Source organism: Chryseobacterium sp. Leaf404 (assembly GCF_001424145.1).
In the GTDB taxonomy this organism is placed as follows: Bacteria; Bacteroidota; Bacteroidia; order Flavobacteriales; family Weeksellaceae; genus Chryseobacterium.
Genome location: NZ_LMQM01000006.1, coordinates 37,368 through 44,682 on the forward strand (window position 1 = coordinate 37,368; position 7,315 = coordinate 44,682).

Sequence of the window (7,315 nt, forward strand, 5' to 3'; positions counted from 1 at the left end):
TCATGAATTTCCGCATTACTTTCTTACTCCTTCTTCTGACATTTTCCTTTTACAGCTCACAGATTTATGTACCCTATCGTCAAGGTGACAAATTTGGAATTTCTGACGAAAGCGGAAAATTGGTTGTTCCTGCACAGTTTGATAAGATTGCGGTTGGCTACAATAATGATTTTACAGGAATCAAATCCACTCCGACACTAAAAAAATCATACATTTTGAAAGACAGAATTATTTTAAAAGATACTGATTTTGCGTATTTTCAAAACGAAGGACAATTCATAAAAGCTGTTACCATAATAGATAAGGAATCGTACAAGCATTCGCGCGGAAATCCAAATTATCTTTCAATGAATTTATATAACCTGAAAGGTGAACAAATTCTCGATCGGTCTTATAACAACATTGTCGTAATAGATGAAAGCGAGACAAAAGGAATTGCTCTAAAAGAAACGGCTCTTTTACTTCTCTACTCCTCTGAAAACAATTACGGTTTATACCAAATTGACAAAAACCAGAAAAAAATTATCAAAACTTTCTTTGAAAATTCCAAAGACGTAGATACAGATTATAAGAATTTTCCAAAATCTTTTTCTATAACTTATGATGAAAACCAAACAAAAAAGAAGCTGATTATTGATTTTGAAAACGGCAAAATTAAATCATCAAAAACTGAAGATCTGGCATACAACAATGATTACCGAGACGGTTACGGTCGCTCAGGTTATTCCTCGTATGAAGCTACAAGAATGCCAGGTATTGAGGCAGCTAAAAAACCCGTTCCGGAAAACTCGGAAGGAAAAATCATTCGTGTGAGAGCATCTTTTGAGGATAAAACACCTGAAGAATTATCATTTGAAACGACTGATGCCTCTTACGATTACGCTTACATCAAAAAAGAGAAAAACAAATTCGGATATTTTCTTACAGGAGAAAATAAGTATCTGATTATGCCGAAATATGATAAAATCATGACTGCTGACGGTCATGGCGTTTTTGCCAGCGGTTTTTTAGTTAAAAATTCAGAAAACTATCAATATCTGGTATTTATGAATAAAACTCAGGAATTTATAACTCCTGAATCTAAAATGATCCCCTATTTTTTCCGAAGAGATTATGGAAAGAAGGGCTTCCAGCTCTTCAAAATGTTTGATAAGGACTATAAATTTTTCTGCTACGCAGATCAAAACGGTAAATTATATTATTCAAAATGATACTGAAAAAATCTTCACTTAAAAGCAGTAAAACCATACAAATCAGCGGTTCGAAAAGTATTTCGAATCGTTTATTGATTTTGGAAAGTCTGTTTTCAAATATAAAAATCAGGAATTTATCCAATTCTCAGGATACACAATTACTTCAAAAAGCTTTATCTGAAAAATCCGAAACAGTAGACATTCATCATGCAGGAACGGCAATGCGTTTTTTAACATCTTACTATTCGATTCAGCAAGGAAAGACAACCATTCTTACAGGATCAGGAAGAATGAAGGAGAGACCGATAAAAAATTTGGTTACCGCATTACAGAATCTTGGTGTAGAAATCGAATATTTAGAAAATGATGGTTTTCCGCCATTGAAAATCAGAGGCAGAAAAATTACACAGAAAAGTGTTGATGTTCCGGCTAATATTTCAAGTCAGTTTATTACTTCTCTCCTGCTGATTGCCGGAAAACTGGATAATGGTCTCGAGATAAATCTTGTGGGCGAAGTTACATCACGCTCCTATATCGAAATGACTCTCAATATTTTAACTCATTTTGGAATTAAAAATAGTTTCGAAGGAAACACGATTAAAGTTGAATCATTCATCAATCATCATTCATCAATTATAAACTATGAAGTAGAAAGCGACTGGAGCTCTGCGTCTTATTTTTATTCACTCGCAGCGATTGGACAGGAAACTATTCATCTGAAAAGTTTTTACAAAAATTCTACTCAGGGAGATTCTGCAATTGTGAAGATTTATGAAGATTTTTTTGGAATTAAAACCATTTTCATTGAAGAAGAAAACCAATTGACACTCCAACCTATTAAGGATTTTAAGTTTCCTGAAAGGATTGTTTTGGATATGAATAACTGTCCGGACATCGCACAAACTCTGTGTGTCACAGCTTCAGCTCTGAAAATTCCGTTTGAAATTTCAGGTTTGGGAACATTAAAAGTAAAAGAAACCGATCGACTTTTAGCTTTAAATATCGAATTAAAAAAACTGGGTTGCGAAACTGAAATTGGAGATTCAACTATTAAATCAATCAACTTCACAGAACCCAGAGAAAATATTTCCATCAAAACCTATCAGGATCACAGGATGGCAATGAGTTTTGCACCTTTTTGCCTTATTAAGGAATTGAATATTGAAGATGAAAATGTGGTGGAAAAATCATATCCGATGTTTTGGGAGGATTTATCCGAATTGCTAATTTCAAAATGATTAATTTTGTTTATTAAGGAGTTTAATAAAAATCAAACCAATGGAAATCACAAGTCTCAGCCAGCTCGATATGGATGCAACGTATACGTACGCTGATTATCTTATGTGGAGACTCAAGGAAAGAGTAGAACTTTTCAGAGGTAAAATTTTGAAAATGAGCCCTGCCCCGTCTCCGGTTCATCAAAAAATCTCGTTTAGATTTAGTGGAATTTTTTACAACTTTTTTAAAAACAATCCCTGCGAAGTCTTTCCAGCTCCATTTGACGTGAGATTTCCATCTAAGAACGGGGATTCAAAAAGTGTTTTCCAGCCAGATTTATGTGTCATCTGCGACCCAAAAAAAATTGATGATAAAGGTTGTGTTGGTGCGCCAGACTTAATTGTAGAAATTATTTCCCCGGGAAATTCAAAGAAAGAATTAAGCCTGAAATACAGTATCTATGAAGAATTTGGTGTTTTAGAATATTGGGTTGTGCATCCGGTTGAAAAAACGATACAGATTTTTGTTTTGGAAAATGGAATTTTTATTGGAAAAAAACCAATTACAGAAGACGAAGAAATCAAATCATACATTTTTGCAGATTTAGCGTTTCCGGCGTCAGAAATTTTTGAAAATATTTAAAATGAAACCCATCGAAATTACAAGTCTCAGCCAGCTCGATATGAATGCAACATATACGTTTGCAGATTACCTCATGTGGAAAATTAAGGATCGTGTGGAACTTTTCAGAGGTAAAATTTTGAAAATGAGTCCGTCTCCGTCTCCGATGCATCAACGAATTGCAAGAAAATTGAGTTTAAATATCGGAAATTTATTTAGTAACAAAAGTTGTGAAATGTTTTTCGCTCCTTTCGATGTAAGATTTCCAAACAAGATGGGAGAAATTATAACTGTTGTACAGCCTGATATTTGTATCATTTGTGACAGAAATAAAATTGATGACAAAGGTTGTCTTGGCGCTCCGGATTTAGTTATAGAAATCCTTTCTCCAGGAAACTCTAAAAAAGAAATGAATCTGAAATTCAGTTTATATGAAGAATCAGGTGTCTCAGAATACTGGGTAGTAGATTCCAGCGAAAAATTTATTTTAATATACAGTTTGGAAAATGGCGAATACATCAGCCGAAAACCGGTTGCTGACGGAGAAATGTTGCAGTCAATTCATTTTCCTGATCTTAGATTTTCAACTCAGGATCTTTATGAATTTTAGTGATCATATACATAATGCTGAAACAACTTTGCTTCACAGGCAAAGTTTTATTTTATAAAAATTAAACCAAACAAAACATTGAAGAAAACCATCATCATCACCGGAACATCCTCAGGAATAGGTTTCGTGCTCGCAGAATATTTCGGAAAGAAAGGTCATCGTGTCTACGGATTGAGCCGTAAATTAACTGATAGTCAGTATTTTAAATCAATTCCAACTGATATCACAGATAACGATGCAGTTCAGAATGCAATTGCTGAAGTTTTAAAAACAGAAACTAAAATCGACGTTCTCATCAACAATGCAGGAATGGGAATGGTAGGTGCCGTAGAGGATTCTTCAAAAGAAGATATTTTAAAATTATTTAATCTGAATCTTGTAGGAGCCATTCAGATGATGACTGCCGTGATGCCGAAGATGCGTGAAAATCAGTTCGGACAGATCATTAACGTATCAAGTATTGGAAGTGAGATGGGATTGCCTTTCCGCGGATTTTACTCAGCTTCGAAATCGGCTTTGGATAAAGTTACGGAAGCAATGAGATATGAAGTTTATCCTTGGAACGTGAATGTTTGTTCGCTTCATTTGGGCGATATTAAGACCAATATTGCTGAGAACCGTGTAAAAACGAAAGTGACTGAACCTTACAAAGACGTTTTTGATAAAGTTTACGCTTTGATGAATTCCCACGTTGGCGACGGAACAGAACCTTTGGAAGTTGCTGAATACATCAATCAACTTTTAACCAAAAACAAATGGAAAGCTCATTATTATTTCGGTAAATTCGGACAGAAAATTGGCGTTCCTTTAAAGTGGATTTTGCCACAGGGAACTTATGAGAATCTCATGAAGAAATACAATAAACTTACTTAATAAAAGTTATCTATAGAATGATCCGCTTGATAAAAAACATATTACTTTTAGTTCCTGTATTTTATTTTCCACAGAAACCTCTTATTCCAGTAAAAATTGAGAACAAATGGGGATTTATGGATGAGAATAAAAAATTGGTTATTCCGGCACAATATGATCAAGCCTATCCTTTTGCAGAATATAAAATCTTTGATAAGGAAGAAAAAAAATACAAGAATGTTTCTTTAGCAAAAGTTTTTGAGAAAAAAAACATGAAATGCATTCTGTCCACTAACATTAATCTTCCGTGTACAAATCTGTCAAGCAACAGTGAAAACTCTGCGACAAGTGTATTCTTCGCTGACGAAGACGAAATTCTAAGAAAAAAAATCATTAGAGAAGATGAAGACAGAAAAATAATTGATGATTTTCAGAAAAAAGTACCTGATCAGTTTGAAGGAATTAAAATAATCACTCATACTCCCCTCTTTTTCGAAGTAAAAAAAAATAATAAATTTGGAGTAGCCAATGAATCTGGCGATATAATAGTTCCCATAAATTTTGATTTCACAGAACCTAAAAGTTTTACCAACCAACAGAGAAATCAAGAGATTTATTTTATCGGGAAATTTATGTATCCCAGTGATGCGCCAACCGAATATTTTTCCCGCAATGGAAAATTACTTTTGAAGAGTTATATGCCATATTTCCCGATTCTACAATCCGGAACATTAATTAAAGTGCAAGACAAAGAAGGAAATTACATCATTTACAATATCCAAGAAAGAAAATTTATTAATAAAAAAAGTATAATAAACTCGCCTCAAGCTATCAAAATGGGTATTTACTGGCGGAAAGGAAGGATAAAGAATTTTTTATAGATGAGACAGGAAAAGAATATACATACCCATAATTTTTTCTTTGTAAAATTATTTTCGATTTGCATTTTTGCGATGTTTTTTCTGTGCTCTAAATCGCAGGCGCAAAAAAAACAGTACTTTCTTATTGACACAGAAACAAAAGTCAAAAAAAAGGTAAAAGATTCTGCTACAGCCGTAAAATTTCTCGATTCTCTGGCTCAAAGCAACTATTTTTTCACTGAATTGAAAGAAGTTAAAATAAAAGGCGACAGCACTGAAATTTTCTATGATAAAGGAAAAAATTATAATGTAACATACGTTTCACTTTCAGATTCTATTGTCAAAAAACTGAAGACTGAAAAAGAATTTTTTACCAAAAATCTAGATTCTACCAAGACGAAAATCAACAAAGCTTACATTGATGATGGTTTTGCCTTCAGCCGATTAAAATCCACCGTAAAAACCAAGAAAAATGGCTATCCGGTAGTTGAATTAGATATCAACAAAAACGATAAACGCACAATTGACGGTTTTGTAATGAAAGGTTACACCAGAGTTCCGAAGCGTTTTATGAGAAATCTAAACAGAGAATTTAAAGGTAAAACCTATGACGATAAAAATCTGATTGCTGTAAACAAACAGTTTCAGGGGCATCCTTTTTTATCACTCGAAAGGCAGCCTCAGACGCTTTTCACCAAAGACTCGACCCAAATATACCTCTTTTTAGAAAAGAAAAAAACAAATACTTTTGATGGCGTGATTGGTTTTGGAAATGACAAAACTGAGAAATTTACGCTTAACGGTACACTGAATGTGAATTTCAAAAATATGTTCAATGGTTTTGAAACCATCAATCTTTACTGGCAGAGAAACCCCGATAAAGGACAGAATTTCGATCTTCAAACCGATATTCCCTACCTATTCAATTCCAATGTAGGCTTGAATATGAAAGTCAATATTTTCCGTCAGGATTCTACTTTCGCCAATGTAAAGGCATTGCCGGCGTTTTACTATCACATTAATAACCGCCAGAAGATAGGATTCAGAGCAACGTTTGAAAACTCAACGATTATAGACAGCCTTTATGTTCAGGGAAAAGATTACAACAAAAAAGGTTTAGGGGTGTATTTCGATATGACCGAGCCAAGTGACATTGACCTTTTTCTTTACAAAACCAAAATCAATTTCGGATACGATTACCTTACAACCACTTATACCAAAGAGAATATTAAATCTCCGCAAAATCAGTTTTACTTTTTTGGCGAGCACAATTATCGTATTAAAGGCAATCATTTCTTGAATATAAAAGCAGAAGGAGCGATGCTCGATTCGAAAGTCGATTTTACTGCCAACGAGCTATACCGCTTCGGTGGATGGAATTCTTTGCGCGGCTTTAACGAAAACTCTCTCACCGCCGACTTCTTCTATTACGGAAGTTTAGAATACCGCTATTTGATCGGCAATCAGGCGTTTTTTGACGTTTTCGGGCAATACGGCCAGTTGAACAACAAATCTTTAAGTGTAAAACCAAAGCTCTACAGTGTGGGCCTTGGCTTTAATTTCTTTATTCCGATCGGATTAATGAGTTTCCAGCTTTCAAACGGTAATGAATTCGGAAATCCATTTAAATTCAACGACATAAAAATACATTGGGGAATTCTAAGCAGATTTTAAATAACAATCGTATTGATAATTGAACTACGTTACAATTATCGGTTCCCCCCTCCTTAAAAAAGCTCATCCCACGCATTTACACAAGACATAACTCCACGATAAAATTATAGGACAAAGTTGTAAAGGATTTTTATCAGGAGCTGATTCCTGCTATCCGCTATATCTTTTTTGTCTCCCACTCTTTAAGTTCCCTTCAAGACAAAAAAGGATGCCGCTACTATCAGGGCTAGGGAAGCGAGCTAAGAAGAATATTTATTTCTGAGAAGAAAAGTTCTATGAGTAATGAG

At 34.3% G+C, this 7,315-nt stretch carries 7 protein-coding genes; all 7 read left to right on the forward strand.

Annotation, left to right across the window (positions count from 1 at the left end; genetic code table 11):
• The first annotated feature begins 2 nt into the window (after positions 1-2).
• Complete coding sequence (locus tag ASG31_RS05595; protein ID WP_056029029.1) at positions 3-1,211, forward strand: hypothetical protein; 1,209 nt, start codon at positions 3-5, stop codon at positions 1,209-1,211.
• Positions 1,208-2,431 carry a 3-phosphoshikimate 1-carboxyvinyltransferase gene (locus ASG31_RS05600; RefSeq protein ID WP_056029031.1) on the forward strand — a complete coding sequence of 408 codons (1,224 nt, stop codon included), beginning with the start codon at positions 1,208-1,210 and terminating at the stop codon, positions 2,429-2,431. Before ASG31_RS05595 ends, ASG31_RS05600 begins: the two co-directional genes overlap by 4 nt.
• Positions 2,432-2,471: 40 nt before the next feature.
• Entirely contained in the window at positions 2,472-3,053 is a 582-nt protein-coding gene (locus tag ASG31_RS05605) for a Uma2 family endonuclease (protein ID WP_056029033.1), read from the forward strand.
• 10 nt (positions 3,054-3,063) lie between these two features.
• Positions 3,064-3,642 carry a Uma2 family endonuclease gene (locus tag ASG31_RS05610; protein WP_056029045.1) on the forward strand — a complete coding sequence of 193 codons (579 nt, stop codon included), beginning with the start codon at positions 3,064-3,066 and terminating at the stop codon, positions 3,640-3,642.
• Positions 3,643-3,720: 78 nt separating this feature from the next.
• Positions 3,721-4,515, forward strand: a complete 795-nt coding sequence (locus tag ASG31_RS05615; RefSeq protein WP_056029035.1) for an SDR family oxidoreductase — start codon at positions 3,721-3,723, stop codon at positions 4,513-4,515.
• Between the two features lie 17 nt (positions 4,516-4,532).
• The gene (locus ASG31_RS05620; RefSeq protein WP_056029037.1) at positions 4,533-5,375 is read left to right on the forward strand and encodes a WG repeat-containing protein; all 843 of its coding nucleotides are present in this window, start codon (positions 4,533-4,535) and stop codon (positions 5,373-5,375) included.
• Positions 5,376-5,447: 72 nt separating this feature from the next.
• On the forward strand, positions 5,448-7,028 hold the full coding sequence (locus tag ASG31_RS05625; protein WP_117585819.1) for an autotransporter assembly complex protein TamA: 1,581 nt from the start codon (positions 5,448-5,450) through the stop codon (positions 7,026-7,028).
• Positions 7,029-7,315: the final 287 nt, after the last annotated feature.